The sequence below is a fragment of the Atlantibacter hermannii genome (assembly GCF_009907385.1).
In the GTDB taxonomy this organism is placed as follows: domain Bacteria; phylum Pseudomonadota; class Gammaproteobacteria; order Enterobacterales; family Enterobacteriaceae; genus Atlantibacter; species Atlantibacter hermannii_A.
In genome coordinates this window covers 12,806-37,700 of the sequence record NZ_JAAATR010000005.1, presented here as the reverse complement: position 1 = coordinate 37,700, position 24,895 = coordinate 12,806, and the positions used below count along the sequence as shown (strand labels likewise).

The following is a 24,895-nucleotide window of genomic DNA, read 5'->3' as shown; positions in this document are numbered from 1 at the left end:
TCTACCTGCGGAGCCTGAAAAATTACAGGCGCTTAGCGCCCTGCCTGACGAATAGTGGCACGGCGTCACGTTGAGCTATACCTGAACTTTAAAGTATGTTGTAACTAAAATAATGGGTTAAAAAATTTATTGTCCATCCAGACCACGAATCGGCTTAATCGTGGACCATGCCCGGCACGACGGACAGTGCCAGTAGAGCGTAAAGGCGGTAAAACCGCATTTCTGACAGCGGTAGCGCGGCTTGGTGCGCATCTGCTCGCCGACCATATCGCGCAGCACCAGCAGACTCTCTCTGGCGCGGCCCTCTTCCGCTTCATTCAGGTGATAATCCATCAGGCGATGGAATACGCGCATCGTCGGGTGGCGCTGTAACTGACGGGTGATATAGATCTGCGCCGCATCCGGGCCTTCACGCTGCTCCATCAGCTCAGCAAGCATTAATTCCGCCACCGCGCCGGTATTCTCTTCAACGCAGCGTTTTAAAAACTCTGCCCATTCTTCGTGCTTGCCCAGCTGCTGGTAGCAGGTTTGCAACATCTCCAGGGTTTCCCCTACCAGTTCGCGGTCCTGCTCAATCACCTTAAGCAGGGATTCCATCGCTTTGGCATAGTCCTGCTTAGTAATATAAATGCGGCCCATCATGATAGACACGCGCGCGCTGCTGCTGTCTGCGGCTGCGCCCTTTCTCAGCAGGCCGAGCGCTTTGTCCATCTCGTCACTGGCCATCAACTGCAGCGCCAGCTCGCAATAGAAGTGGGCAATCTCTACGCGATGATTCTCTTTGCCCAGCTTCACCAGCCGCTCAGCCACGTCGATAGCTTTTTGCCAGTCGCTGGTCGCCTGATAAATTTGCAGAAGCTGCGAGAGCGCGCTGATGCGGAAGTCAGTTTCATCCACCAACTGGCCAAACATCTCTTCCGCCCGGTCATACAGCCCGGCGGCCATGTAGTCGCGGCCCAGTTGCTGTACCGCAAGCAAGCGCTGTTCATAGGTCAGCGAAGCGCTTTCCATCAGGGTCTGGTGAATACGGATAGCCCGGTCTACCTCGCCGCGCGAACGGAAAAGGTTGCCGAGCGTCAGATGCGCTTCAACAGTGCCGGTATCTTCTTTGAGCATCTCGAGGAACAGATCGACCGCCTTGTCCTGCTGATTGCTCAACAGAAAGTTAACCCCAGCGACGTAGTCCCGGGAAAGGCGGTTGGTTTCCTGATCCTTCGCCTGTTGTGCACTTCTGCGCCCCATATACCAGCCATAGGCGGCGGCAACAGGCAGCAACAGAAATAACAGTTCCAGCATCGAATCAGCCTTTTACCGCAGGCGCGGCAGACGGCGTGGCTTCAGGCAACGGAGAGAGCTGGTTTTCCAGGCGCTTAACTTTGCGTTCAGCCCGCGCCAGCTGTACGCGCACGCGCAGCCAGAACAGCCCGCAAATTAACCAGCCAATGATAAACCCCGTCGCGAAAAGCACGGCCAGCAGTGTAGAGATACGATATTCACCCTGAGCCAGCAGATAATTGAAGGTTACCTGCTGGTCATTTTGCGCACCCAGCGTGACGGAAATGACAAATATCGCTAATACCAGTAAGAAAATGAGTAAATATTTCACATTACTTCCCGTTATGTGGTTTGGGCGAATAAATCGTGTTCAACTCTTTCTTGTAACGCTATAAATTAACATTTTCTGGCTAATCGGGAAATGAGAATGCACCCTTGCAAAAGGAATAAATGCGGGTCTGGCGCATGCTTTTCAAGCAACGCTAGTCATTTTCACGTTCAGCAATCTCTTTTTTCTCTTCCACCGGCGGCGTGAACGGCCCACATAATCGTTGAGCAACCCACACAGCCAGCGTAACCAGCAGCCAGGATATCAGCGTGGCGACCACCAAATCGCGCGGCCAGTGCATACCCAACAGCATCCGGCTGCCCATTACGCCACTGGCCCAGACTAATAACACTGCCAGCGTAATGGTGCGCCGGCGCGGCCATAACAGCCCCACGCCCAGCAGCGCCCAGCTGGCGGCGAACATGGTATGACCCGAAGGAAACGCAAACCCCGTCTCTTTCTGCCAGTGTTTGCGTAACCAGCCTGGAATGTTCGCCTCGTTCTGCAACTGTTCTTTGACCAGATGCCCGCGCTCTTTACGCTTTAAATTGTAGAAGTCGTCTACCGGAACGTGGCGCGTTTTTTCAAGCCAGATAACAAAGGGCCGCGGTTCCTGTACCGAATCCTTGATCCAGGATTTGAGGCCCTGTCCAACCAGAATGGCAGCGCCTAAAATCAGAAACAGCACCACTGCAGCGCGCAGGCGATAACGCAAACACCACAAAAACCAGCCGCAGAGTAGCACATGCGTGATGATCCCCCAGGGCTGGGTGACGGTTTCGGTGATCCAGAACATACCCTTTAGCCAGATTGAGTCCGCAGTGGGTTCCCATTGCCAGCCGGAGATCCAGACCAGCAGCGGCATCACCAGTAACAATCCCGCGCCAAAGGTGGTGCGCGTAGCAATCGACAGCATGACCTCTCCTTCATCTTATTGTCACACAAGGATAACCGAAAATTTAACATTCACCCATTTACTGTCAGTTTTGTGCGCTTAACATTTGCGTGACCGGGCTCACAGTAGGCGAACGGCAGTGCATTGTGGCAAAATAGCGCCAATAACAGAAAGCCAAAATAGTGGCTGGCGTGTAAACGCCGTATAACGATCCGGAGAATCACATGCAGCTTAAACGTGTGGCGGAAGCCAAACTGCCAACCCCCTGGGGCGATTTCCTGATGGTAGGCTTTGAAGAACTGGCTACCGGTCACGATCATGTCGCACTGGTGTTCGGCGACATCACTGGCGACGCGCCGGTACTGGCACGCGTCCATTCCGAATGCTTAACCGGCGATGCGCTGTTCAGCCTGCGCTGCGACTGCGGGTTCCAGCTTGAAGCCGCGCTGTCCCACATTGCTGAAGAGGGCCGCGGGATCCTGATGTACCACCGTCAGGAAGGCCGCAATATTGGTTTGCTGAACAAAATCCGCGCCTATGCGTTACAGGACCAGGGCTACGATACTGTGGAAGCTAACCACCAGCTGGGTTTTGCCGCTGACGAACGTGATTTCACCCTGTGCGCCGATATGTTCAAGCTGTTGGGCGTGAATGAGGTACGGTTACTGACCAATAATCCGCGTAAGGTGGAAATTCTCAGCGAGGCGGGGATCAACATCGTGGAACGCGTGCCGCTGATAGTGGGCCGCAACCCGAACAATGAACACTACCTGGATACCAAAGCCGCGAAAATGGGCCATCTGCTGTCCCGCGACTGAATAGTCAGCACGATCAAAAAGGCCTGCGTTTGCAGGCCTTTTGCTTTTAGGTCAGCATGTTGCGTATCACAAAGTGCAGGATGCCGTCGTTCTGGTAATAGGTGAGCTCGTTACCGGTATCGATGCGGCAACGGCAATCCACCACTTCTTTACTGCCGTCGGCACGGGTAAACGTGACCGGCACCGTCGCGCCCGGCGTCAGCGATTGCAGTCCGCTGATGTCAATCTGCTCTTCCCCGGTCAGATTCAGCGTCTTACGCGTCACGCCCTGCGGGAATTCCAGCGGCAGGATGCCCATGCCGATCAGGTTTGAACGGTGGATACGTTCAAAAGATTCGGCGATAACTACCCGGACGCCCAACAGACGTGGACCTTTCGCCGCCCAGTCGCGGCTGGAGCCGGACCCGTACTCTTTCCCGGCAATTACCGCCAGCGGCGTGGATTTGGCCTGATAGGCCATCGCCGCGTCGTAAATCGACATGACTTCATCCCCCGGCAATAAGCGGGTCATCCCGCCTTCCACGCCCGGCACCATTTCGTTGCGGATGCGGATATTGGCAAAGGTGCCGCGCATCATCACTTCGTGGTTACCACGACGGGAGCCGTAAGAGTTGAAATCGCCCCGCTCCACCCCGTGGCTTTGCAGATAACGCCCTGCCGGGCTATCCGGCTTAATGCTGCCCGCCGGGGAGATATGGTCGGTGGTGACCGAATCGCCCAGCATCGCCAGAATGCGCGCCTGGTGGATATCTTCTACGGGTTTCGGCTCCGCCAGCATCTCGTCGAAGAACGGCGACAGGCGGATATAGGTCGAGTCATCCTGCCAGCCGTAGGTATCGGAGCGTTCAACCTCAATGGCTTTCCACTCGTCGGTGCCTTCGAACACTTCGGCATACTCTTTGCGGAACATGTCGGTGGAAACCTGCTCTACCGCCCTGGCGATCTCCTGGGATGACGGCCAGATATCTTTCAGATAGACCGGGTCGCCCTTTTTGTCATGGCCCAGCGGATCGGTCGCCAGATTGACGTTCATATTGCCCGCCAGCGCATAGGCCACCACCAGCGGCGGTGAAGCCAGCCAGTTAGTTTTAACCAGTGGATGGATGCGGCCTTCAAAGTTACGGTTGCCGGAGAGCACCGCCCCCACGGTTAAATCGCCTTTTTTGATCGCCTGTTCAATAGGATCCGGCAGCGGCCCGGAGTTACCAATACAGGTGGTGCATCCGTAGCCCACAAGGTTAAAGCCGAGTTCGTCGAGGTAAGGCGTCAGCTTCGCCTGGGCCAGATAGTCAGACACCACTTTCGACCCCGGTGCCAGCGAGGCTTTCACCCACGGCTGGCGTTTAAGTCCCAGCGTGACCGCTTTTTTCGCCAGCAGACCAGCGGCCATCAGCACGCTGGGGTTGGAGGTGTTGGTACAGGAGGTGATCGCGGAAATCACGACTGCGCCGTCAGGCAACTGATACTGCTGCCCGTTCATCACATAATCCACCGGCTCGCGATCTTTCTGGCTGTGGTTGACTTCCAGCTCATTGCTGGCGGCAAATGCGGCGGGCACGTCTTTCAGCGCCACGCGATCCTGCGGGCGTTTCGGCCCGGCGAGGCTCGCCTGCACTTCCGCCATATCCAGCGCCAGCGTGCTGGTGAACACCGGCTCATCACCGGTATTGCGCCACATGCCCTGCGCTTTGGCATAGGTTTCCACCAGCGCTACCTGCTCTTCGCTACGTCCGCTGAGGCGCATATAGTCCAGCGTTACGCCGTCAATCGGGAAAAACCCGCAGGTCGCGCCATATTCCGGCGCCATGTTGGCGATGGTCGCGCGGTCCGCCAGCGGCAAATCGTCCAGGCCGTCGCCGTAGAATTCAACAAATTTCCCGACGACGCCGTGTTTACGCAGCATTTGGGTCACCGTCAGCACCAGGTCAGTGGCGGTGATGCCTTCCTGTAATTTTCCGGTGAGTTTAAACCCCACGACGTCAGGGATCAGCATGGAGACCGGCTGGCCGAGCATGGCCGCTTCCGCCTCTATACCGCCCACGCCCCAGCCCAGTACACCGAGGCCGTTAATCATCGTGGTATGGGAGTCGGTGCCCACCAGGGTATCCGGATAGGCGACCATTTCTCCGTCCTGAAGTTCGCTCCACACCGCTTTACCGAGATACTCCAGGTTCACCTGGTGGCAAATACCGGTGCCCGGCGGCACCACGCTGAAGCGGCTGAACGCCTGCTGCCCCCAGCGCAGAAACACATAGCGCTCGTGGTTGCGCTCCATTTCAAGACGCACGTTCTCTTCAAATGCGTCGTCATCGCCAAAATGGTCTACTGTCACCGAATGGTCGATCACCAGGTCCACCGGTGAAAGCGGATTGACCTTCGAGACGTCGCCCCCCAGGCGTTTTACCGCTTCACGCATTGCGGCAAGATCCACCACGGCGGGTACGCCGGTGAAATCCTGCATCAGCACGCGCGCCGGGCGATAGGCGATTTCCCGGTCGGCATGGGCTTTTTCCAGCCAGCCGGCCAGCGCCACGATATCTTCATGGGTAACGGAATCTTCGTCCTGCCAGCGTAACAGATTCTCCAGCAGCACTTTTAACGACTTGGGCAAGCGCGAAATATCCCCAAGTTCCCTGGAAGCCAGCGGCAGACTGTAATAGTGGTAAGTTTTATCGAGTGCCTGCAGCGTATCCTTACTGGCTTCGCGTAGTGTCGACGACATATGCTCCTCCTTAATAGCTGAGATGCGATACCCTGACGATAATCAGGGTTTGTATTAAAGATAACACATACATGTCGTAACGTTTTGATAACAACCCAAATTGACAAATGGGTGTGCGTCAGGGGGGAAACGACCAAAGCAAAACGCCCGAACTTTCGGGCGCTTGAAGGATTATTTGATCAGAAACAGCAGGCATTGTGTCCAGAACAGCAAAGAAACGCCGAAGGCGGCTACCCAGGACCAGTATTTATACTGCGCGCGTTCACTCATGGTTTTCCACCAGAAGGATAACTAAATATCAATCGTCGGTATGCCCGACACCCATGCTGTGGGAAAGGGAAATAATGCGCTTTGGCATAGAGATTTGCCAAAAACTTACTCGTTATTATCAGGCTTTTCGTCTTGCGAAAATGATTCTATAAATGCCCGTTGTTCTTTGGTGAGATCCCAGGAAGCGGGAACAACAGGTGGCTTTTCCTTCCCCTGTTCACTATCGGGCGGGTTAGCCGCGCCCGCTGCCCCTTGCTCTCCGGATACCATCTCAGCCCCAGACAGACCAGGCGATCACGCCCACAACGATCCAGAACAGGGCAGAAAGCGCGAATACCGCCAGCCAGGCTTTACGTTTAACGCCCGCATCCCGCTGCGGTTGATGACTCTCTGAAGGCATCGGCATCCTCATACCATCGACATTGCTTATCATTACTCACCAAACAATAGTCAAGATTAATCAATTGATGAGACAAATCCTAATTAAAAAGGACTAAAAAATCCAGTGGATTTACGCATTGCGGCAATGTGAATAATTAATCTTTTGACATCAAATAAATTATCGAAAGGCATTATTTGCGGACAGGATAATCGTTTTCTATTTTTGTCGTTCTCCAGAGACACAAAGCCCACGACGAATACGCGGGCTTTGTCCGTTTATTTTACAGCGGGCGCGTTGCCGGGCAATTATTTAGCGGGCAGCTTAATATCTTTAAACATCTCTTCAATGTCTTCATTAGAGCGCAGCGAAACGGCGGTATCCACGACATCGCGAGTTAAATGCGGGGCAAAGCGCTGGATAAAGTCGTACATATAGCTTCTTAAAAACGTACTGCGGCGAAAACCAATTTTGGTGGTGCTGTGGCTGAAAATCTCATGGGCATCGAGGCGCACCAGATCCGGATCGGCAATGGGATCTACCGCCATACTGGCAATAACGCCTACCCCTAATCCGAGGCGCACATAGGTTTTAATCACATCGGCGTCGGTAGCGGTAAACACGATGCGCGGGGTCAAGCCGGCGCGGTTAAACGCGGTGTCCAGCTCCGAACGCCCGGTAAAGCCGAAGGTATAGGTCACCAGCGGATATTGCGCCAGCTCCTCAATCGTCACCGACTCTTTCGACGCCAGCGGATGGTCCGGCGTGACGACAATCGAACGGTTCCAGTGATAGCAAGGCAGCATGACTAAATCGTCATACAGGTGCAGCGCTTCGGTGGCGATAGCGAAATCCGCGTTGCCTTTCGACACTGCTTCGGCGATTTGATTAGGCGACCCCTGGTGCATATGCAGGGACACGCGCGGATAGCGCTCGATAAAGCCTTTAATCACCCCCGGCAGGGCATAACGCGCCTGGGTGTGAGTAGTGGCCACATAAAGCGACCCTTTATCAGGCCAGGTGTGCTCCCCCGCCACAGACTTGATGGCATCGACCTTCGACAGCACTTCCCGGGCGATGCGGATAATTTCCTGCCCGGCAGGCGTGACCTGGGTTAAATGCTTTCCGCTACGGGCAAAGATTTGGATCCCTAATTCGTCTTCCAGCATACGCACTTGCTTACTGATGCCGGGCTGGGATGTGTACAGCCCTTCTGCTGTCGACGAGACATTAAGATTGTGGTTGACCACCTCAACGATATAACGAAGCTGTTGTAATTTCATGGCAGGACCATCCGCGCTGCTCGCGCCTTCTGACGATGATTAAGACCGAATCAGTCTAAAAAAGAGGTTAACTATAACCACTATATCATTTATAGCTTCTGTGTATAGATAGAGAAAATAAATAATAATGCCGTAATAAACAAAAAGGGCCGGATTTCTTCGGCCCTTTTTTAGTTTCATTTACAGCAGGTTACTTGCTGCCTTCGACCCACTTGCCGTCGACGTAAAACGCAGACCAGCCGGTGGCTTTGCCCGCTTTCTCAGAAGAGACGTACTGCTGTTTGGTCTTACGGCTAAATTTCACCACCGCCGGGTTGCCCTCAGGATCTTTCTGTGGGGCATCCGCCAGATAACGCAGTTTTTCAGGCAGGCGATCGCGGAAGCGGTACAGCTCTTCCACTAACGGCGCACGGGTTTCACGCGATTTGGGGAAGGTATTGGCCGCCAGGAACACCCCAGCCGCACCGTCGCGCAGCACGAAGTACGCATCGGATTTCTCGCACGGCAATTCCGGCAGCGGAACCGGATCTTCCTTCGGCGGCGCAACGTCGCCGTTACGCAAAATCTTACGGGTGTTTTTACAGTCGTCGTTGGTACAGGCCATGTACTTACCGAAGCGCCCCATGCGCAGATGCATTTCCGAACCGCACTTCTCGCACTCCACAATCGGGCCGTCATAGCCTTTGATGCGGAATTCACCCTCTTCGATTTCGTAGCCATCGCAGGTCGGGTTGTTGCCGCAGACGTGGATTTTACGCTTCGGATCGATCAGGTAGCTGTCCATCGCGGTGCCGCATTTCTGGCAACGACGTTTGGCGCGCAGCGCGTTGGTTTCGGCGTCATCACCTTCCAGCACGTTAAGCACTTCGTTTTCCGGCACCAGATTGATGGTGGTTTTGCAGCGCTCTTTGGGCGACAGCGCATAGCCGGAACAGCCGAGGAAGACCCCGGTGCTGGCGGTACGAATCCCCATTTTACGACCGCAGGTCGGGCAGTCGATGCTGGTTAACACCATCTGGTTGGGTCGCATCCCGCCCTCTTCCGGATCTTTCTCCGCCGTATCCAACTGGCGGGTAAAATCACCAAAGAAGTCGTCGAGTACCGCTTTCCACTCCGCCTGATGGTTTGCCACCTGGTCGAGGCTGCTTTCCATCTGGGCGGTAAAGTCGTAGTTCATCAGCTCGCGGAAGTTCTCTTCCAGACGGTCGGTAACGATCTCGCCCATTTTCTCGGCGTAGAAACGGCGGTTTTCCACTCGCACGTAACCGCGATCCTGAATGGTGGAGATGATCGAGGCGTAGGTAGACGGACGGCCAATACCGCGTTTTTCCAGCTCTTTTACCAGGGACGCTTCGCTAAACCGCGCAGGCGGCTTGGTGAAGTGCTGGGCCGGGGTCAGTTCAACCAGGGACAATACGTCGCCTGGCTCAACGGCTGGCAGCGTGCGGTCTTCATCACCTTTACGCAGCGCAGGCATCACTTTGGTCCAGCCATCGAACCGCAGCGTGCGACCACGCGCTTTGAGGCGGAAATCGCCTGCTTCCACGGTCAGCGTGGTGGAGTCGTATTGCGCCGGCGTCATCTGACAGGCGACAAACTGACGCCAAATCAGCTGATACAGCTTCTGCGCATCGCTTTCCATATCCTTCAGCACGTCCGCCACCACATTCACATCGGATGGACGAATGGCTTCGTGCGCTTCCTGCGAGTTGTCTTTGCTGGCGTACTGATTGGCCGACTCCGGCAGATATTTTTTGCCGAACTGGTCTTTAATATAGTCGCGCACCATGCTCACCGCGTCCTGGCTCAGGTTGGTGGAGTCAGTACGCATATAGGTGATATAGCCCGCTTCGTACAACCGCTGGGCCATCATCATGGTTTTCTTGACGCCAAAACCGAGACGCGTGCTGGCCGCCTGTTGCAACGTAGACGTAATAAACGGCGCGCCCGGTTTGCTGCTGGTGGGCTTATCTTCACGCTCCAGCAGGGTATAACGCGCTTTTTCCAGCAGGCTTACCGCCGCCATGGTTTGATCGCGGTTTACCGGGCGGAACGGTTTGTCGTTCTGGTGAGTGACTTCAACCTGCAACGCATCGCCTTTCGGCGTGGTCAGCGCGGCGTCCACTTCCCAGTACTCTTCCGGCACAAAGGCTTTGATTTCGCGTTCGCGCTCGACAACCAGACGGACCGCAACGGACTGCACGCGTCCGGCAGACAGGCCGCGGGCGATCTTCTTCCACAGCAGCGGAGAGACCATATAGCCCACCACGCGGTCCATAAAGCGGCGCGCCTGTTGAGCGTTTACCCGGTCGATATTCAGTTCGCCCGGCTTTTCGAACGCCTGACGAATCGCATTTTTGGTAATTTCGTTAAACACCACACGGCTGTAGCGGGTGTCGTCGCCGCCGATCACTTCCCGCAGGTGCCATGCGATGGCTTCCCCTTCGCGGTCAAGGTCGGTTGCGAGATAGATGTGGTCGGCTTTTTCAGCCAACGATTTCAGTTCAGAGACAACTTTCTCTTTGCCCGGCAGCACTTCGTATTGTGCTTCCCAGTCATGCCACGGATCAACGCCCATGCGGTTGACTAACGCACCGCGCTCATCCTTTTTGACTTTTTTGCCGGTTTTGGCCGTTTTGGTGGAGGCAGAGTCAGCGCTCTTTTTCTGGGTTGATCCGCTGGTCGGCAAATCACGGATATGACCGACGCTGGATTTCACCACGTAGTCATTGCCGAGATACTTGTTAATCGTTTTGGCTTTTGCCGGGGACTCAACGATAACGAGAGCTTTACCCATATTCACCTTTACCTGGTTGATTCTTCCAAATGACGTCGCACGATAACTCACTTTATCGGGCCATACGCCAGGATATATTGCGATAGCCGTAAAGGAATTCAACCCTGCTTCATTTACCGGTGCGACGGAACGCACTTTTCCGATCCCTGAGAAAGCAGGTTTTTCGCGCCATGACGACACAGCACGACGAAAGTCTGGTCGAATGTCAAGCAATTCTGTTGCCAGATTTGCGAAAGCGTCACACTCTACCTGATAAAATTCGTTACGCAACTTTATTAGCATGCCTTGCTACTGAGCGCCAATTTGTCAGTGCGGATAAATCCACAATCTCATTCCGGGAAAATTTGCACCTTATGTCAGGCGCGGCGTACACTACGCGCAGTTTTGAAGGAGTAAATTATGCAACAGACGATTCAACCAATAGACAAAAAAACACTGCTTGAAAAAGCCAATGCATTAATTGTCGAACATGAAGATTACATCGCAGGCATCATTGCCACCGACGTCGAGCAGAAAAACGGCGTGCTGGTCTTCAGAGGCGAATACTTCCTGGACGAGCAAGGCCTGCCGACGCCGAAAAGCACGGCGGTCTTCAACATGTTTAAATACCTCGCCCACGAACTGTCTGAAAAGTACCGTTTGCAGGATTAAAAAAGAGGCCGGATGGCCTCTTTTTGGTTTGTTGATTACAGCAGCGGTTTTTCGCCGCGCTGCCACCAGCGCATCAACAGACGATCGGCACTTTCCGCCGCGCTGCCGGTAAAACGGTCCATCATTTTTTTACGGCGCAGATAGCGCACGCCGACTACGTCACGCTGCTGCATTTTTTCCAGAATCAAATCGTCGCTGGTGCTGATAGCGTCAACCAGACCTTTCTCTTTCGCCTGAACGCCGTACCAGTGTTCACCGGTCGCCACCTCGTCAATATTCAGGCTGGGACGCATCTCTTTAACAAAGCTTTTGAACAGCAGATGGGTGTCGTTGAGATCTTCGCGGAACTTCTCGCGCCCTTCCTCGGTGTTTTCACCAAACAGCGTCAGGGTACGCTTATATTGCCCGGCAGTGTGCAGTTCCACGTCGATATCATTGCGTTTGAGCAGCCGGTTAAAGTTAGGGATCTGCGCCACTACGCCGATCGAACCAACAATGGCAAACGGCGCCGCCACGATATGGCTGGCGACGCAGGCCATCATGTAACCTCCGCTGGCCGCCACTTTATCCACCGCCACCGTTAACGGAATGCCGCGCTCGCGCAGGCGCTGGAGCTGCGAGGCGGCCAGACCATAACCGTGCACCACGCCGCCAGGGCTTTCGAGGCGCACCAGCACCTCATCCTGCGGTGTCGCGACCGCCAGCACCGCCGTCACCTCTTCACGCAGCGACGACACCTCATGAGCGTCCATACTGCCTTTAAAATCGATCACGTACAGCCTGGCGCGGCCATCCGCTGCCGGTTTACCCTGCTTCGCCAGCGCTTTTGCCGCTTTGGCTTCCTGCTTGTGCTTTTTCTTCTGCGTTTTATGCCACAGTTTTTGCTGATGGGGATCGAGCAGCGATACCGCCATCTCTTCCTGCATTTCTTTATATTGCTCGCTCAAACGGGTCACGCGCAGTTCCCCGCGCTGCTGTTTCCTGCGCTGGGCAACATTGACGATAATGGCTGCAACAATCGCAATCGCGATCACAACCGTGGCGATTTTGGCTAAAAACAACCCATATTCAGAAAGTAGATCCACAACATCCGCCTTGATATCACGTCCAAAAGTTAGCTTCAGTGTACCGACTCACGCGCAATCAGTCTCGTATGACATGTTTATCGTGGAATCTATCCCGTAATTTTCCACCATGATGAAGTATTTCAAAATGTTAACTTGCGGCTAACGAGGCGGATGACCGATTGAAATAGCGGGCGGAATCAGGCATAACACGTTAAATCTCTGTGAAAAGACTGTTTCGCACGCTAACTGCCCGCTCAGGAGTGATTTGTGCACTATCAACCCCAACGCGATTTGCTGCAAAAGCGCATAATTCTTGTCACCGGCGCCAGCGACGGCATTGGCCGCGAAGCGGCGATGACCTATGCCCAATACGGCGCCGACGTGGTCCTGCTGGGCCGCAACGAGCAAAAACTGCGCGATGTCGCGCAGGCGATCCATCAGCAAGGTTATTCGCTGCCCCGCTGGTTCACGCTGGATTATTCCAGCGCCACGCCACAGCAATGCCAGGAGCTGGCGAATCACATCGCCGCCGAGGTTCCCCGGCTCGACGGCGTATTGCACAACGCGGGCGCGCTCGGCGAAGTGCGCCCGATGATCGAACAAACGCCGGAGAGCTGGCTGGACGTGATGCAGGTGAACGTGAATGCCACCTTCTTTCTGACCCAGGCGTTGATCCCGCTGCTGCTGAAATCCGATTCGGGCTCGCTGGTGTTCACCTCCTCAAGCGTGGGCCGCCAGGGGCGCGCTGGCTGGGGTGCTTACGCGGTGTCGAAATTTGCTACCGAGGGCATGATGCAGGTGCTGGCGGAAGAATATGTTCATCGTAATCTGCGGGTAAACTGCATTAATCCCGGCGGCACCCGCACCGCGATGCGCGCCAGTGCATTCCCTTCGGAAGACCCCAATAAACTCAAGACACCGCGCGATTTAATGCCGCTCTATTTGTGGCTGATGGGCGACGACAGCCGTCGCAAAACCGGCATGACCTTTGATGCCCAACCCAACCGAAAACCAGGAATTTCTGAATGAGCGACGATCGTTACCAGCAGCGCCAGCAGCGTGTTAAAGAGAAAGTGGATGCCCGCATCGCCAGCGCTCAGGAAGAGCGCGGCATACTGATGGTGTTTACCGGCAACGGCAAAGGCAAAACCACCGCCGCTTTCGGCACCGTCACCCGCGCCGTGGGCCACGGTAAAAAAGCCGGCGTGGTGCAGTTCATTAAAGGCACCTGGCCCAACGGCGAGCGTAACCTGCTGGAGCCGCACGGCGTAGAATTCCAGACCATGGCTACCGGGTTTACCTGGGAGACGCAAAACCGTGAGTCCGATACTGCTGCCTGCCTCTCTGCCTGGCAGCACGCCGAGCGAATGCTGCGCGATGCATCGCTGGATTTGGTGGTGCTGGATGAGCTGACCTATATGGTGGCCTATGACTATCTGCCTCTGGAGGTGGTGCTGGAGGCGTTAAATCATCGTCCGGAACAGCAAACGGTGATTATTACCGGACGCGGCTGCCATCGCGATATTCTGGAGATTGCCGATACGGTAAGCGAGTTACGTCCGGTGAAACACGCGTTTGACGCGGGCGTAAAGGCCCAGATGGGCATTGATTACTGATCGCCAGGCATAAAAAAGGTCGCATTTCGCGACCTTTGTTTAGTAAATCGATTATCTTTCGCGGGTTTTCTTCACCGCCGGGCCGCTGCTGCGACGCGCGGTAGTCTGGCCGTGACGCTTCACCGCACGACGGATCTGGTTCGCCTTCATACGACGACGATCTTTCTCCACCGCCACTTTGCTGCTGGTTTCAGCAGGCAGGCCCACCAGCTCACGCAGATAGTTGGTTTGCGCTAAATCCAGCTCGGTATAGCCGCCGCGCGGCAGGCCTTTCGGCAGCGGGATATCGCCGTAGCGCACGCGGATCAGACGGCTCACCTGCACGCCTACCGCTTCCCATAAACGACGCACTTCACGGTTGCGCCCTTCGGTCAGGGTGACGTTATACCACTGGTTGATGCCTTCGCCGCCGGTGAATTTAATGGTTTTAAACGCCGCCGGGCCATCTTCGAGCTGGACGCCGCGCGCCAGGTCGTTAATTTTGCTGTCTTCAACCTGACCAAACACGCGCACCGCGTATTCACGCTCCACTTCACGGCTCGGGTGCATCAGGCGGTTAGCCAGTTCACCGTCGGTGGTAAACAACAGCAGGCCACAGGTATTGACGTCCAGACGACCAACCGCAATCCAGCGCGCGCCACGCAGTTTCGGCAAGCGGTCAAACACCGTCGGGCGGCCTTCCGGATCGTTACGGGTGCACAGTTCGCCTTCCGGCTTGTAATACGCCAGCACCCGGCAAATCTGCTCGGCGGATTCTTTAATCGAAATCAGATGGCCATCGATACGAATTTTCAGCGCGCTGTTAACCTCAACGCGATCGCCCAGGGTGGCAATTTTGCCATCAACGCTGACGCGACCGGCGGAGATCATGGTTTCGAGTTCGCGGCGCGAACCGTGACCGGCGCGGGCCAGTACTTTTTGTAGCTTCTCGCTCATAGAGCTTCCTTACGATGTCGCCTTCCCAGGCGTCGAATGGGGAAGGCGGCAGTGACCCGCCGCCTTTAAGGCCGCGTAGTATAGCGGCTCAGGGCATTACAGGAAAGGCTTAACGTCGCCAACCCCTTCACGCACCACCACCGGCGAATCGTCGGTTAAATCAATGACCGTGGTGGGCTGCTGCCCCAGGTAGCCGCCGTGAATAATTAAATCGACCACTTTCTCCAGCCGGTCTTTGATCTCTTCCGGATCGGATTCAGTAAATTCGCTGCCCGGCAGCATCAACGAGGTTGACAGCATTGGCTCGTTCAACGTTTCCAGCAGGGCCAGCGCAATCGGGTTCGACGGCACGCGCAGGCCGATGGTTTTACGTTTTTCCTGCAACAAACGGCGCGGCACGTCTTTAGTGCCCTTGAGGATGAAGGTGTAGTTGCCTGGCGTGTTATTTTTGATCAGGCGAAACGCCACGTTATCGACAAACGCATAGGTCGACAGTTCCGATAAGTCCCGGCACATCAACGTAAAGTTGTGGCCGTTCGGCAACTGACGGATCCGGCAGATGCGTTCCATCGCGCCCTTATCTTCCAGCTTACAGCCCAGCGCATAGCCGGAATCGGTCGGGTAAACAATCACCCCGCCTTTGCGCACAATGTCCACGGCCTGATTGATCAGCCGCGGTTGCGGATTATCCGGATGAATATAAAAAAACTGACTCATACTGCCCTCTCTTTACTCAATTCTGGCGCGTCCCAGCGCTGCCAGACAGGCCTCAGGCCGTCGGGAAGCCAGAGTTTGCGGCCCAGCTCGATCCACGGGCAAGGCTGATGAAAATCCGATCCCTGTGACGCCAACAGTCCGAATTGGGTTGCGTAAGCGGCAAGCTTTGCCCGCTCGTCGGGCGCTTGCTGGCACTGCGCCACTTCCATCGCGTCGCCGCCCTGTTCGGCAAAATGCCCCAGCAAACGCCTGAGCCACTTCGCCGACAGCCGGTAACGTCCTGGGTGGGCGACTACCGCCAGACCGCCAGAATGGTGAATCACATCAATAGCTTGTTTTATTGTACACCACTGCGGCGGCACATAACCGGTTTTCCCGCGCGCTAAATAGTGTTTAAACACGTCAGCCATCGAACTGGCGCGCCCGTCTTCAATCAAAAATTTAGCAAAATGGCCGCGGGTGACCGTCCCGCCGTCAGCCAGACGCAGCGCCCCTTCCCACGCGCCAGGGATGCGCGCCTTTTCCAGCCGCTCGGCGATCATTTCAGCCCGGCGGTTGCGGCGGGCGTGCTGTTCACCCAGGAATTCAATTAACGCCGGATGCGTAATATCGATACCCAACCCGACGATATGGATCTCATGATTTTCCCACAGCGTGGAAATTTCCGTACCGTTGATCAGTTGCAACGGCAGTTGTTGTCGGGCGATTTCCCGATGCGCGGCGGGCAAGCCTGCGGTGGAATCGTGATCGGTAATGGCGAGGGCAGTCACGCCCATTTCAACGGCGCGATGCACCAGTTGTTCTGGCGTGAGCGCGCCATCGGAGGCGACCGTATGGCTGTGTAAATCATAAATCACAGCATTCGAAGATGGGTTCAAAAACAGCTCCAACACGTGTGGCATAGCATTCGGGAGTCTATCATAACGATTCCTGATGATTTTCTAAAATCGGGGTTGACATTAAATGCACGAACTAGTTAACTAGTACGCAAGTTCACACAAGACAGGTATCTGAAGATGAAAGTAAACATGATTGTTAACCGCTGGTGGCGCACTTCCTGACTCAGGGCAGTGAATCCACTGTGCGTCACGCACACCAGATACCCGGCCCGCCATCAAGCGGGCTTTTTTTTGAACAGAATAATGAGAACCGATATGCAAACCCAGAAACCCGCGTTGCAACTCCAGGCTTACGAAGCCGCCTATCGCGATAACCCGACCGCGCTGTTTCATCAACTGTGCGCCTCGCGCCCTGCCACGCTGCTGCTGGAATCGGCGGATATCGACAGCAAAGACTCGCTAAAAAGCCTGCTGCTGGTGGACAGCGCGTTGCGCATTACCGCGCTGGGTGACACTGTCACTATTGACGCGCTGACCGCTAACGGCGCAGCGCTGCTGAATTTACTGGATACGGCGCTGCCTGCCGGCATCGACAATCACATCCTGCCCCAGGGTCGCGTGCTGCGCTTCCCGCCGGTCAGCACGCTGCTGGATGAAGACGCGCGCCTGTGTTCGCTGTCGGTGTTTGATACTTTCCGTCTGCTGCAAAATCTGGTCAGCGTCCCGGCGGAGGAGCGTGAGGCCATGTTCTTCGGCGGGTTGTTTGCCTATGACCTGGTGGCCGGTTTCGAAGCGCTGCCGGCGGTTGAGCAGCATAACCGCTGCCCGGACTACTGCTTCTATCTGGCGGAAACTCTGGTGGTTATCGATCATCAGAAAAAGCACATGCGTATTCAAACCAGCCAGTTCGCGCCGTCCGACAGCGAGGCGCGTCGCCTGGCCCAGCGTATCGACGAGATCGCACATCAGCTGACCCAGCCTGCTCAGCCGCTGCCGGTAGAAACCGTGCCGGCTATGCGTTGCGAGTGCAATCAGAGCGATGAAGAGTACGGCGCAGTGGTGCGCGATATGCAAAAAGCCATTCGCGCCGGGGAAATTTTTCAGGTGGTGCCGTCACGCCGTTTTACGCTGCCCTGCCCGTCGCCGCTGGCCGCCTATGAGACGTTAAAGAACAGTAACCCCAGCCCGTACATGTTCTTTATGCAGGATAACGACTTCACGCTGTTCGGCGCGTCGCCGGAAAGCTCGCTGAAATATGACGCCGATTCACGCCAGATCGAAATCTACCCGATTGCCGGGACCCGCCCGCGCGGTCGTCGCGCCGACGGTTCGCTGGACCGCGACCTGGACAGCCGCATCGAGCTGGAAATGCGCACCGACCATAAAGAGCTGTCCGAGCATCTGATGTTGGTGGACCTGGCCCGCAACGATCTGGCGCGCATCTGCACGCCGGGCAGCCGCTACGTGGCGGATTTAACCAAAGTCGACCGCTACTCCTTTGTGATGCATCTGGTGTCACGGGTAGTGGGCGAACTGCGCCAGGATCTGGATGTGCTGCACGCCTATCGCGCCTGCATGAATATGGGCACCCTGAGCGGCGCGCCGAAAGTCCGCGCCATGCAGCTTATCGCCGCAGCGGAAGGCACGCGTCGCGGCAGCTACGGCGGCGCGGTCGGCTACTTCACCGCCCACGGCGATCTGGATACCTGTATTGTGATTCGTTCGGCCTATGTCGAGGACGGCATCGCCACCGTCCAGGCAGGCGCGGGCGTGGTGCTCGACTCAGTGCCGCAATCTGAAGCGGATGAAACACGTAATAAAGCTCGCGCGGTGTTGCGCGCAATCGCCACGGCACACCACGCACAGGAGACATTCTGATGGCCGACATTCTGCTGCTCGATAATATCGACTCATTCACCTATAACCTGGCCGATCAACTGCGGGCCAGCGGGCACAACGTGGTGATTTACCGTAACCACGTCCCGGCGCAGGCCTTAATCGACCGTCTGGCGACCATGAAAAACCCGGTGCTGATGCTCTCGCCAGGCCCGGGCACGCCATCAGAAGCGGGCTGTATGCCGGAGTTGCTGACCCGGATGCGCGGCAAACTGCCGATTATCGGTATCTGCCTTGGGCATCAGGCGATCGTCGAAGCCTACGGCGGCTATGTGGGCCAGGCCGGGGAGATCCTGCACGGTAAAGCCTCCAACATCACTCACGACGGCGAAGCGATGTTCGCCGGGCTGCAAAACCCGCTGCCGGTGGCGCGCTACCATTCACTGGTGGGCAGCAACGTCCCGGCGGGCCTGACGATCAACGCTCATTTTAACGGGATGGTGATGGGCGTGCGACACGATGCGGATCGCGTGGTGGGCTTCCAGTTCCATCCGGAATCGATTCTCACCAGCCAGGGCGCGCGCCTGCTGGAGCAAACCCTCGCCTGGGCGCTGAAATCGCTGGAAGAGAAAAATACCATCCAGCCGATCCTCGATAAGCTGTATCAGGCGCAGACCCTAAGCCGCGAAGAGAGCCACCAGCTCTTTTCCGCAATTGTGCGCGGCGAGCTGAAGCCGGAACAGCTGGCGGCAGCGCTGGTCAGCATCAAAGTGCGCGGCGAGCACCCCAACGAGATCGCCGGGGCCGCCACGGCGCTGTTAGAAAACGCCGCGCCCTTCCCGCGCCCGGAATACCTGTTCGCCGATATCGTCGGCACCGGCGGCGACGGCAGCAACAGCATCAACATTTCCACAGCCAGCGCGTTTGTGGCGGCGGCGGTCGGGATGAAAGTGGCGAAACACGGCAACCGCAGCGTCTCGAGCCGTTCCGGTTCGTCGGATCTGCTGGCGGCATTCGGCATCAATCTGGATATGAATGCCGACGCGTCCCGCCAGGCGCTGGACGAACTGGGGGTTTGTTTCCTGTTCGCCCCGAAATACCACACCGGCTTTCGTCACGCTATGCCGGTCCGCCAGCAGCTGAAAACCCGCACCCTGTTTAACGTGCTGGGGCCGCTGATTAACCCGGCGCACCCGCCGCTGGCGCTGATTGGCGTCTACAGCCCGGAGCTGGTGCTGCCGATTGCCGAAACCCTGCGCGTACTGGGCTATCAGCGCGCCGCCGTGGTGCACAGCGGCGGGATGGACGAAGTGTCGCTGCATGCCCCGACCTTAGTGGCGGAGCTGCATAACGGCGAAATCAAAAGCTATCAACTGACCGCCGACGATTTTGGCCTGACGCCCTATCATCAGGACGCGCTGCTGGGCGGCACGCCGGAAGAAAACCGTGACATTCTGACCCGCCTGTTACAAGGTAAAGGCGAGAGCGCTCATGAGGCCGCCGTTGCCGCTAACGTCGCTATGCTGCTGCGTTTGCATGGCGAAGAGGATCTCAGGGCGAACGCTCAACGGGTTATCGAGGTGCTGCGCAGTGGTGCCGCTTACGATCGTGTTACCGCATTGGCAGCGAGAGGATAAATCATGCAAACCGTGTTAGCGAAAATCGTCGCCGACAAGGCCATTTGGGTGGAAGCGCGTAAGGCGCAGCAGCCGCTGGCCGGCTTCCAGAATGAAATTGTGCCGAGCCAGCGCCATTTTTACGAAGCGCTGCGGGGCGCGCGTACCGCCTTTATTCTCGAATGCAAAAAGGCGTCGCCGTCAAAAGGCGTGATCCGCGATGACTTCGACCCGGCGCGTATCGCGGGCGTTTATAAGCACCACGCGTCGGCGATTTCGGTCCTGACCGATGAGAAATATTTTCAGGGCAGCTTCGATTTCCTGCCCATCGTCAGCCAAATCGCCCCGCAGCCGGTGCTGTGCAAAGATTTCATTATCGACTCGTACCAGATTTACCTGGCGCGCTACTATCAGGCCGACGCCTGCCTGTTGATGCTCTCAGTGCTGGATGACGAACAGTATCGCCAGCTGGCGGCGGTGGCCCACAGCCTGAACATGGGCGTGTTGACCGAAGTCAGTAATGAAGAAGAGCTGGAACGCGCAATTGCGCTGGAGGCAAAAGTCGTCGGCATCAATAACCGCGACCTGCGCGACCTGTCCATCGACATAAACCGCACCCGCCAGCTGGCACCGCGCCTCGGCGCAGGCGTCACGGTGATCAGCGAATCGGGGATTAACAGCTATGCCCAGGTGCGCGAGCTCAGCCATTTCGCCAACGGTTTCCTCATTGGCTCCGCGCTGATGGGCCAGGACGATCTCAACGCGGCGGTGCGCAGCGTGCTGCTGGGTGAGAACAAAGTGTGCGGCCTGACCCGCCCGGAAGACGCCAGAGCGGCGTATGACGCGGGCGCACTCTTCGGCGGACTGATTTTCGCGCCGTCCTCCCCGCGCTACGTTACGCCGGAGCAGGCCCGGACGGTGAGCGCCGCCGCGCCGCTGCGCTATGTCGGCGTGTTCCGCGACGGCGCTATTCAGGACATCGTGAATATCGCCGAAGCGCTGAACTTATCCGCCGTGCAGCTGCATGGCAGCGAAGATCAGGCCTACATCAGCGCCCTGCGCGATGCGCTGCCTGACGAGGTGGCGATCTGGAAAGCGCTCAGCGTGGCGCACAGCCTCCCGGCGCGCGATCTGCAATTCGTCGATCGTTATGTTTTCGACAACGGCCAGGGCGGCAGCGGTCAGCGTTTCGACTGGTCATTGCTGGCAGGCCAACAGCTCGACAATGTCTTACTGGCCGGTGGGCTGGGCGCGGACAACTGTGTCGACGCGGCCAAACTCGGCTGTAGCGGTTTAGATTTCAATTCCGGCGTGGAAAGCGCGCCGGGTATTAAAGACAGCAACAAGCTGGCGGCGGTCTTCAAAACGCTGCGGGCCTATTAAGGAAGAGATCATGACAACATTACTGAACCCATATTTTGGTGAATTCGGCGGTATGTATGTTCCGCAGATCCTGATGCCCGCGCTGCGCCAGCTTGAAGAGGCTTTTGTCAGCGCGCAGAAGGACCCGGCGTTTCAGGCGCAGTTTACCGACCTGCTGAAGAATTACGCCGGTCGCCCAACCGCATTAACGAAATGCCAGAACATTACCGAAGGCACCCGCACTACGCTGTATCTGAAGCGAGAGGATTTGCTGCACGGCGGCGCGCATAAAACTAACCAGGTGCTGGGCCAGGCATTACTGGCGAAGCGGATGGGGAAAACCGAAATCATCGCCGAAACCGGCGCGGGGCAGCATGGCGTGGCTTCCGCGCTGGCGAGCGCCCTGCTCGGCCTGAAATGTCGCATTTATATGGGCGCAAAAGACGTGGAGCGCCAGTCGCCGAATGTGTTCCGTATGCGCCTGATGGGCGCGGAAGTGATCCCGGTGCACAGCGGCTCGGCCACCCTGAAAGACGCCTGTAACGAGGCGCTGCGCGACTGGTCCGGCAGCTACGATCGCGCTCACTATATGCTGGGCACCGCAGCGGGGCCGCACCCGTTCCCGACCATTGTGCGTGAATTCCAGCGCATGATCGGCGAAGAGACCAAAGCGCAAATCCTCGAAAAAGAAGGTCGCCTGCCGGATGCGGTGCTGGCCTGCGTGGGCGGCGGCTCTAACGCCATCGGCATGTTCGCCGACTTTATTGAAGAAGAGAGCGTGGGGCTGATTGGCATTGAACCGGCCGGGCACGGTATTGAAACCGGCGAACACGGCGCGCCGCTCAAGCATGGTCGCGTAGGGATTTACTTCGGCATGAAATCGCCGATGATGCAGACCGAAGACGGGCAAATCGAAGAGTCGTATTCCATTTCCGCCGGGCTGGACTTCCCGTCGGTCGGCCCGCAGCATGCCTATCTCAACAGCACAGGCCGCGCGGAGTATGTGTCGATTACCGATGATGAAGCGCTGGAAGCCTTTAAAACCCTGTGCCTGAAAGAAGGGATTATCCCGGCGCTGGAGTCTTCCCACGCGCTGGCTCATGCCCTGAAGATGGCGCGCGAGACCCCGGAAAAAGAGCAACTGCTGGTGGTTAACCTCTCTGGCCGTGGCGACAAAGACATCTTCACCGTTCACGATATTTTGAAAGCAAGAGGGGAAATCTGATGGAACGTTATGAGCAGTTGTTTAAGCAGCTTGAAGCCCGTAAGGAAGGGGCGTTTGTACCTTTCGTCACCCTCGGCGACCCCTCGCCAGAACAATCGCTGCGCATTATCGACACGCTGATCGAAGCAGGCGCGGATGCGTTGGAACTGGGCATTCCGTTCTCCGATCCGCTGGCGGACGGCCCGACGATCCAGAACGCCACCCTGCGCGCTTTTGCGTCCGGCGTGACGCCGGCGCAGTGTTTTGAAATGCTGGCGGCCATCCGCCAGAAACATCCGCAAATACCGATTGGCCTGCTGATGTACGCCAACCTGGTGTTCAGCAACGGCGTCGACGCGTTTTACCAGAAATGCGCCCAGGTGGGCGTGGACTCGGTTTTGGTGGCGGATGTGCCGGTTGAAGAGTCCGCACCGTTCAGCGAAGCGGCGTTACGCCATAACATCGCGCCGATTTTCATCTGCCCGCCTAATGCCGATGATCATCTTCTGCGCCAGATTGCCTCGCGTGGCCGCGGCTATACCTATTTACTGTCTCGTGCGGGCGTTACCGGCGCGGAAAACCGCGCCAGCGTGCCGCTGAATCATCTGATCGACAAGCTGAGGGAATACCATGCCGCGCCGCCGTTGCAGGGCTTTGGCATCTCTGAGCCGCTGCAGGTCAAAGCCGCGATCGACGCAGGCGCTGCCGGAGCGATTTCCGGCTCTGCCATCGTGAAAATCATCGAGACAAATCTCAACGATCACAGCGCGATGCTGAGCGAGCTGAAAGCGTTTGTGCAAAGCCTGAAGGCTGCCACCCGTCAGGAATAAGCCTCCCGCCACTTAAGCCCCTGACAGGGGCTTTTTTATTTTTGCGAATGTCAGGTGATAAGAGGGTGTAAACGCTCACCAGTTTGCTTATTTCGATACTGACGATGCGGACAGGGTGCTGATTTTACGTATGTGAAAAGGGGGATGGGCCATCACAACCCGGCTTGATAATTCGTCGATGGCCGCGGCGGCGGTGAGTAAAAGATTTTTATCAATGACGCACTGGTCGCGTTCCCCTTCGACCAGTACCCTTAAGTAATTAGCAAACTCTTGATATTTTTCGATATTCATTGTCGCTCTCCCTGTATGACCCTGATTTCATCTTATTACCGATCATTCCTTTATGCCTGCCAAAGATCTCTATCGGTATAATAGGAAGTAACAAAAGTGTTTAAAAAATTATCCTGCATACCTGGTGCATGGCCGTTATTGATTTATCTGCGCGGCCTGTAAACAGTGTAGTCGACAAGAAAACTGGCCGACAGGCGGCCAGTTTAATCATTAACAAAAATTGTCCCGCCTCATCTGGCTTACTGCTTCACCCGTTAATGAGAGATTAAAAACGATAGCCTGCCGAGAACATAAATACCCACGGATCGATACGGGTTTTGATATTCTGCTGCTCGCCCGCCGCTTTGAATTTCACTTCTGTGTCGATATCCATGTACCAGACTGACATGTTGATTAACCAGTCCGGGTTGATCATGTAATCCAGGCCTACCTGCCCCGCCGCGCCCCAGGAATCTTTCACACTCAGATCGGTTAGCTGGGCATCTTTGCCGGTATCGTTGAATTTCTCATCGAAGAAAGTGGTGTAGTTAACCCCTACGCCGATATAAGGACGCGCTTTGCTGGTGGCATCGCCAAAGTACCACTGCGCCATTAAGGTTGGCGGAAGCTGGTGAACCGTCGCCAAATCCCCTGTGGCGCCCAGCCCGACTTTATGACGAAACGGCGTCGCCGCCAGCAGTTCTACGCCAACATTGTCGGTTGCCATCCAGGTAAACGTCAGTCCCAGTTGGGTATTGTTACTGACGTTAAAGCCGCCCATACCTAACACATCCTGCGAGCCTTCCGTCGGGCGCACCGTCGCGGTACCCGCGCGCATAAAAAATTCACCTGCTTCGTGAGCCGGCGCAACACCCGAAAAACAACCCAAAAGCGCCAGAGCCACCGTCAGCTTTTTCATATCCATTCCCTCTTTGTGGTTTTATTTGCGCGGTGAATATACCTACAAAGAAGTAATAAGTGATCTCGTTTCGATCACACTTATTTTGAAAATTTAACATTTATTGATTTAGATTAATTTTTACATGCCATTTACCATGCACCACTTTGTATCTACATCAATTATCCGTTTGCGTATCAAATAAATTTTGTTCTTAACATCTTGCGCCGTCACTGAAGGCTGGCTAACGTAGTGGACAATAAGTAAGCGAATCTGATGAATGCGG

Annotated in this window: 23 protein-coding genes and 1 other annotated feature; of the genes, 9 read left to right on the top strand and 14 right to left on the bottom strand. The window is 56.2% G+C overall.

Going from position 1 to position 24,895, the window contains the following annotated elements:
• Positions 1 to 126 precede the first annotated feature (126 nt).
• The 3 genes from lapB to pgpB all read right to left on the bottom strand — a co-directional run bounded on the left by lapB (position 127) and on the right by pgpB (position 2,519).
• A complete protein-coding gene (lapB, locus tag GV764_RS01995; RefSeq protein ID WP_161658844.1) occupies positions 127 to 1,296 on the bottom strand; it encodes a lipopolysaccharide assembly protein LapB in 1,170 nt (389 codons plus the stop codon).
• Positions 1,297 to 1,300: 4 nt separating this feature from the next.
• Complete coding sequence (locus GV764_RS01990; protein ID WP_161658843.1) at positions 1,301 to 1,606, bottom strand: LapA family protein; 306 nt, start codon at positions 1,604 to 1,606, stop codon at positions 1,301 to 1,303.
• Positions 1,607 to 1,757: 151 nt separating this feature from the next.
• A complete protein-coding gene (gene pgpB / locus GV764_RS01985; protein ID WP_161658842.1) occupies positions 1,758 to 2,519 on the bottom strand; it encodes a phosphatidylglycerophosphatase B in 762 nt (253 codons plus the stop codon).
• A gap of 203 nt (positions 2,520 to 2,722) precedes the next feature.
• Between pgpB and ribA the strand changes: the two genes are divergently transcribed.
• Complete coding sequence (ribA, locus tag GV764_RS01980) at positions 2,723 to 3,316, top strand: GTP cyclohydrolase II (protein WP_161658841.1); 594 nt, start codon at positions 2,723 to 2,725, stop codon at positions 3,314 to 3,316.
• 46 nt (positions 3,317 to 3,362) lie between these two features.
• Here the strand turns inward: ribA and acnA are convergent, their stop codons facing one another.
• The 5 genes from acnA to topA form a co-directional block, all read right to left on the bottom strand.
• Positions 3,363 to 6,038 carry an aconitate hydratase AcnA gene (acnA, locus tag GV764_RS01975; protein ID WP_161658840.1) on the bottom strand — a complete coding sequence of 892 codons (2,676 nt, stop codon included), beginning with the start codon at positions 6,036 to 6,038 and terminating at the stop codon, positions 3,363 to 3,365.
• A gap of 171 nt (positions 6,039 to 6,209) precedes the next feature.
• Positions 6,210 to 6,308: a small membrane protein YmiC gene (gene ymiC / locus GV764_RS22030; protein WP_236651822.1), complete on the bottom strand. Its 99-nt coding sequence runs from the start codon at positions 6,306 to 6,308 to the stop codon at positions 6,210 to 6,212.
• Between the two features lie 271 nt (positions 6,309 to 6,579).
• Positions 6,580 to 6,741 (bottom strand): YmiA family putative membrane protein, encoded by a 162-nt coding sequence (locus tag GV764_RS01970; protein WP_161658839.1) that lies wholly within the window; start codon positions 6,739 to 6,741, stop codon positions 6,580 to 6,582.
• Positions 6,742 to 6,995: 254 nt separating this feature from the next.
• Positions 6,996 to 7,970, bottom strand: a complete 975-nt coding sequence (gene cysB, locus GV764_RS01965) for an HTH-type transcriptional regulator CysB (protein WP_125294366.1) — start codon at positions 7,968 to 7,970, stop codon at positions 6,996 to 6,998.
• 190 nt (positions 7,971 to 8,160) lie between these two features.
• Entirely contained in the window at positions 8,161 to 10,767 is a 2,607-nt protein-coding gene (topA, locus tag GV764_RS01960) for a type I DNA topoisomerase (protein ID WP_161658838.1), read from the bottom strand.
• A gap of 399 nt (positions 10,768 to 11,166) precedes the next feature.
• Here topA and GV764_RS01955 point away from each other — a divergent pair, with 399 nt between their 5' ends.
• Positions 11,167 to 11,418 (top strand): YciN family protein, encoded by a 252-nt coding sequence (locus tag GV764_RS01955; protein WP_125294364.1) that lies wholly within the window; start codon positions 11,167 to 11,169, stop codon positions 11,416 to 11,418.
• Between the two features lie 35 nt (positions 11,419 to 11,453).
• Here the strand turns inward: GV764_RS01955 and sohB are convergent, their stop codons facing one another.
• Positions 11,454 to 12,503, bottom strand: a complete 1,050-nt coding sequence (gene sohB / locus GV764_RS01950) for a protease SohB (protein ID WP_161658837.1) — start codon at positions 12,501 to 12,503, stop codon at positions 11,454 to 11,456.
• Positions 12,504 to 12,752: 249 nt separating this feature from the next.
• Between sohB and GV764_RS01945 the strand changes: the two genes are divergently transcribed.
• Positions 12,753 to 13,514, top strand: a complete 762-nt coding sequence (locus tag GV764_RS01945; RefSeq protein ID WP_161658836.1) for a YciK family oxidoreductase — start codon at positions 12,753 to 12,755, stop codon at positions 13,512 to 13,514.
• A complete protein-coding gene (gene cobO / locus GV764_RS01940; RefSeq protein ID WP_161658835.1) occupies positions 13,511 to 14,101 on the top strand; it encodes a cob(I)yrinic acid a,c-diamide adenosyltransferase in 591 nt (196 codons plus the stop codon). Before GV764_RS01945 ends, cobO begins: the two co-directional genes overlap by 4 nt.
• 51 nt (positions 14,102 to 14,152) lie before the next feature.
• Here cobO and rluB read toward each other — a convergent pair whose 3' ends face one another.
• The 3 genes from rluB to rnm all read right to left on the bottom strand — a co-directional run bounded on the left by rluB (position 14,153) and on the right by rnm (position 16,656).
• A complete protein-coding gene (gene rluB / locus GV764_RS01935) occupies positions 14,153 to 15,037 on the bottom strand; it encodes a 23S rRNA pseudouridine(2605) synthase RluB (protein WP_161658834.1) in 885 nt (294 codons plus the stop codon).
• 96 nt (positions 15,038 to 15,133) lie between these two features.
• Positions 15,134 to 15,754, bottom strand: coding sequence for an L-threonylcarbamoyladenylate synthase (locus GV764_RS01930; RefSeq protein ID WP_161658833.1), 621 nt, complete (start codon positions 15,752 to 15,754; stop codon positions 15,134 to 15,136).
• Positions 15,751 to 16,656 carry an RNase RNM gene (gene rnm / locus GV764_RS01925; RefSeq protein WP_476561203.1) on the bottom strand — a complete coding sequence of 302 codons (906 nt, stop codon included), beginning with the start codon at positions 16,654 to 16,656 and terminating at the stop codon, positions 15,751 to 15,753. The genes GV764_RS01930 and rnm overlap by 4 nt, the downstream gene beginning before the upstream one ends.
• Positions 16,657 to 16,791: 135 nt before the next feature.
• Positions 16,792 to 16,886, top strand: a sequence feature (Trp leader region).
• Between the two features lie 22 nt (positions 16,887 to 16,908).
• Between rnm and GV764_RS01920 the strand changes: the two genes are divergently transcribed.
• Genes GV764_RS01920 through trpA form a run of 5 tightly spaced genes read left to right on the top strand, consistent with a single transcriptional unit; the run spans position 16,909 to position 23,441 of the window.
• Complete coding sequence (locus GV764_RS01920; RefSeq protein WP_161658831.1) at positions 16,909 to 18,471, top strand: anthranilate synthase component 1; 1,563 nt, start codon at positions 16,909 to 16,911, stop codon at positions 18,469 to 18,471.
• On the top strand, positions 18,471 to 20,066 hold the full coding sequence (gene trpD / locus GV764_RS01915) for a bifunctional anthranilate synthase glutamate amidotransferase component TrpG/anthranilate phosphoribosyltransferase TrpD (RefSeq protein WP_161658830.1): 1,596 nt from the start codon (positions 18,471 to 18,473) through the stop codon (positions 20,064 to 20,066). Before GV764_RS01920 ends, trpD begins: the two co-directional genes overlap by 1 nt.
• 3 nt (positions 20,067 to 20,069) lie before the next feature.
• Positions 20,070 to 21,428 carry a bifunctional indole-3-glycerol-phosphate synthase TrpC/phosphoribosylanthranilate isomerase TrpF gene (gene trpCF / locus GV764_RS01910; RefSeq protein WP_161658829.1) on the top strand — a complete coding sequence of 453 codons (1,359 nt, stop codon included), beginning with the start codon at positions 20,070 to 20,072 and terminating at the stop codon, positions 21,426 to 21,428.
• 10 nt (positions 21,429 to 21,438) lie between these two features.
• Positions 21,439 to 22,632: a tryptophan synthase subunit beta gene (gene trpB, locus GV764_RS01905; RefSeq protein WP_161658828.1), complete on the top strand. Its 1,194-nt coding sequence runs from the start codon at positions 21,439 to 21,441 to the stop codon at positions 22,630 to 22,632.
• Positions 22,632 to 23,441 (top strand): tryptophan synthase subunit alpha, encoded by an 810-nt coding sequence (gene trpA, locus GV764_RS01900; protein ID WP_161658827.1) that lies wholly within the window; start codon positions 22,632 to 22,634, stop codon positions 23,439 to 23,441. The genes trpB and trpA overlap by 1 nt, the downstream gene beginning before the upstream one ends.
• 87 nt (positions 23,442 to 23,528) lie before the next feature.
• On the opposite strand, the gene GV764_RS01895 is transcribed toward trpA, so the two are convergent.
• Both GV764_RS01895 and ompW read right to left on the bottom strand, forming a co-directional pair.
• Positions 23,529 to 23,732 (bottom strand): hypothetical protein, encoded by a 204-nt coding sequence (locus GV764_RS01895; protein WP_161658826.1) that lies wholly within the window; start codon positions 23,730 to 23,732, stop codon positions 23,529 to 23,531.
• Positions 23,733 to 23,997: 265 nt separating this feature from the next.
• Positions 23,998 to 24,630: an outer membrane protein OmpW gene (gene ompW, locus GV764_RS01890; RefSeq protein WP_161658825.1), complete on the bottom strand. Its 633-nt coding sequence runs from the start codon at positions 24,628 to 24,630 to the stop codon at positions 23,998 to 24,000.
• Between the last annotated feature and the right edge of the window lie 265 nt (positions 24,631 to 24,895).

Coding starts and splice junctions, on each gene's coding strand:
- lapB (WP_161658844.1), bottom strand. CDS start 1,296: ATGCTGGAACTGTTATTTCTGTTGCTGCCTGTTGCCGCCGCCTATGGC.
- pgpB (WP_161658842.1), bottom strand. CDS start 2,519: ATGCTGTCGATTGCTACGCGCACCACCTTTGGCGCGGGATTGTTACTG.
- ribA (WP_161658841.1), top strand. CDS start 2,723: ATGCAGCTTAAACGTGTGGCGGAAGCCAAACTGCCAACCCCCTGGGGC.
- acnA (WP_161658840.1), bottom strand. CDS start 6,038: ATGTCGTCGACACTACGCGAAGCCAGTAAGGATACGCTGCAGGCACTC.
- ymiC (WP_236651822.1), bottom strand. CDS start 6,308: ATGAGTGAACGCGCGCAGTATAAATACTGGTCCTGGGTAGCCGCCTTC.
- GV764_RS01970 (WP_161658839.1), bottom strand. CDS start 6,741: ATGATAAGCAATGTCGATGGTATGAGGATGCCGATGCCTTCAGAGAGT.
- cysB (WP_125294366.1), bottom strand. CDS start 7,970: ATGAAATTACAACAGCTTCGTTATATCGTTGAGGTGGTCAACCACAAT.
- topA (WP_161658838.1), bottom strand. CDS start 10,767: ATGGGTAAAGCTCTCGTTATCGTTGAGTCCCCGGCAAAAGCCAAAACG.
- GV764_RS01955 (WP_125294364.1), top strand. CDS start 11,167: ATGCAACAGACGATTCAACCAATAGACAAAAAAACACTGCTTGAAAAA.
- cobO (WP_161658835.1), top strand. CDS start 13,511: ATGAGCGACGATCGTTACCAGCAGCGCCAGCAGCGTGTTAAAGAGAAA.
- rluB (WP_161658834.1), bottom strand. CDS start 15,037: ATGAGCGAGAAGCTACAAAAAGTACTGGCCCGCGCCGGTCACGGTTCG.
- GV764_RS01930 (WP_161658833.1), bottom strand. CDS start 15,754: ATGAGTCAGTTTTTTTATATTCATCCGGATAATCCGCAACCGCGGCTG.
- rnm (WP_476561203.1), bottom strand. CDS start 16,656: ATGCCACACGTGTTGGAGCTGTTTTTGAACCCATCTTCGAATGCTGTG.
- GV764_RS01920 (WP_161658831.1), top strand. CDS start 16,909: ATGCAAACCCAGAAACCCGCGTTGCAACTCCAGGCTTACGAAGCCGCC.
- trpD (WP_161658830.1), top strand. CDS start 18,471: ATGGCCGACATTCTGCTGCTCGATAATATCGACTCATTCACCTATAAC.
- trpCF (WP_161658829.1), top strand. CDS start 20,070: ATGCAAACCGTGTTAGCGAAAATCGTCGCCGACAAGGCCATTTGGGTG.
- trpB (WP_161658828.1), top strand. CDS start 21,439: ATGACAACATTACTGAACCCATATTTTGGTGAATTCGGCGGTATGTAT.
- trpA (WP_161658827.1), top strand. CDS start 22,632: ATGGAACGTTATGAGCAGTTGTTTAAGCAGCTTGAAGCCCGTAAGGAA.
- GV764_RS01895 (WP_161658826.1), bottom strand. CDS start 23,732: ATGAATATCGAAAAATATCAAGAGTTTGCTAATTACTTAAGGGTACTG.
- ompW (WP_161658825.1), bottom strand. CDS start 24,630: ATGAAAAAGCTGACGGTGGCTCTGGCGCTTTTGGGTTGTTTTTCGGGT.